Raw genomic sequence first — 1,614 nt, 5'->3', positions numbered from 1 at the left:
ACCCCGGAGGAGTTCCGGAATCAGGCCCTCGCGGCCTAGTCGCTATTTAGGGCGTCCAAGATTTGGGACGCAGTTCATTGCGGGGCGGGCCTTGCTGTTGCGGTTAGCGTTTCTTTCCGCGGAAGAAGAAGCCGTGCAGCGAGGGCTTGAGTCCGCGGTTGGCGCGACGTTCCTCGATATGATCGTGGATCGAAGCGACGCGCTCGATGACCTCGTCGGGAATCGGCACGTCGGGATTCATATTCTCGACCTGGCTGACCTCGGCGGCGGCGACCTGGTCGATAATGGGCACATCGTCGCGCGAGATGACAGGCGTGGCGTCTTCCTTCATCTTGCGGTAGCGCTGCATCATGTCGGTCTGCAGCTGCTGGGCCGAAGGCGGCGTCCAAATGATGGCGTTGGCGCCGGCGGCGATGGTCTCACGGATGCTCTCGGGCGTCTTGCCGCCCGGTGCGATGAGCGGCAGGTTGGGATAGTGCTCGCGCAGCTCGCGCAGGACCTGGGGCGTGTTCTTGCCGGCCGCAATGTTGAGGATCTTGGCTCCGGCACGCACTTTGGCGTGAGCATCGTCGTCGCAACGTACGACCGTGGCGATGACGGGGATGTCGGCGATGTTGGTGATGTGCTCGATCATTTCGGCGGTGGCGGGGGAGTTGACCACGCAGCCCGCCGCGCCCTGCATCTCTGAGACGGCTGCCATCTGTACGGAGCGCTTACCGGTCGTAGTTCCGCCGCCCACGCCTACAAAGACCGGGCACTCGGCGACGGTCAACAGCGCCTGCGTAATGGCCGGCTGTGGCGTGAAGGGATAAACGGCAAAGACGGCATCGGCGTTGGAGTTGCGGATGACCGCGACGTCGGTGGTGTAGATAAGCGATTTGATACGACGACCGAAGAGCGTAAAGCCGCTGGCCTCCTCGATCTCATCGGGCATGCGGAGAGCCGCCTTGCGCAGACGCCCGTCGATGGGCAGCGGCTCCATGGGCAAAAGGCCGTTGGGAGTTACGGCCACCTGGGGCTCGGTAAATTCGTCTGCAAGTTCTACCTCGGAGAAGTCGACCGAGGCGACGATGTCCTCGTGAACCTCGGCGGGAACATCGATGGGGGCTTGGTCGTTTGCCGTGACCGGCGTGTCGAAGGAGCTGGTGCCGACGAAGGCGTCGACGCGCTCGTTTAGGTCGTTGAGGGTATCCATGGATCCTCGATTCTATGCGATGGTGGCCTGCAAGGTGCCGGCAGCGTTGTGCTTGCTAAATCGTTTGACGAGTTGATTTTTCCCCGCCGTGCCATCCGTTAGACCGAAGGGCCGGCGAACGTGAAGGAGCTGTGGTGGCGGGTATTGAGGTGCTATCTTGAAAGTCCCGTTTAAAAGAGAGGTGACGCGGAATGGAATTTACAGCAATGTTGGGCTCGATTGGCCTGTGTGTGGGCGCAATCGTAGCCGCCGCGGTCATCTACTTTGTGGTTACGGCCATTAAAGGCAAAAGAGCCGAGCGCAAGGAACGTGAGACACTTAAGCAGCACCGTGACCAGCAGGAGGGGGTGCGGACAGAAAGTTGGACCGCGGGGCGGTCCGGACTGGAGGTTCGCATGTACAGCAGGGAGAAGGTCGAG

Annotated in this window: 2 protein-coding genes; one reads left to right on the top strand and one right to left on the bottom strand. The window is 61.5% G+C overall.

The features are described from left to right. Positions 1–103: 103 nt before the first annotated feature. Entirely contained in the window at positions 104–1,195 is a 1,092-nt protein-coding gene (locus tag ACRX4W_RS09710) for a beta/alpha barrel domain-containing protein (protein ID WP_118270995.1), read from the bottom strand. 191 nt (positions 1,196–1,386) lie between these two features. Between ACRX4W_RS09710 and ACRX4W_RS09705 the strand changes: the two genes are divergently transcribed. Then, on the top strand, positions 1,387–1,614 hold a 228-nt coding region (locus tag ACRX4W_RS09705), incomplete at its 3' end, for a hypothetical protein (protein WP_432300264.1).

This window comes from Collinsella aerofaciens (assembly GCF_964283865.1).
Taxonomy (GTDB): Bacteria; Actinomycetota; Coriobacteriia; order Coriobacteriales; family Coriobacteriaceae; genus Collinsella.
The sequence above is the reverse complement of the archived record's forward strand: the minus strand, read 5'-3'. Positions and strand labels throughout refer to the sequence as shown.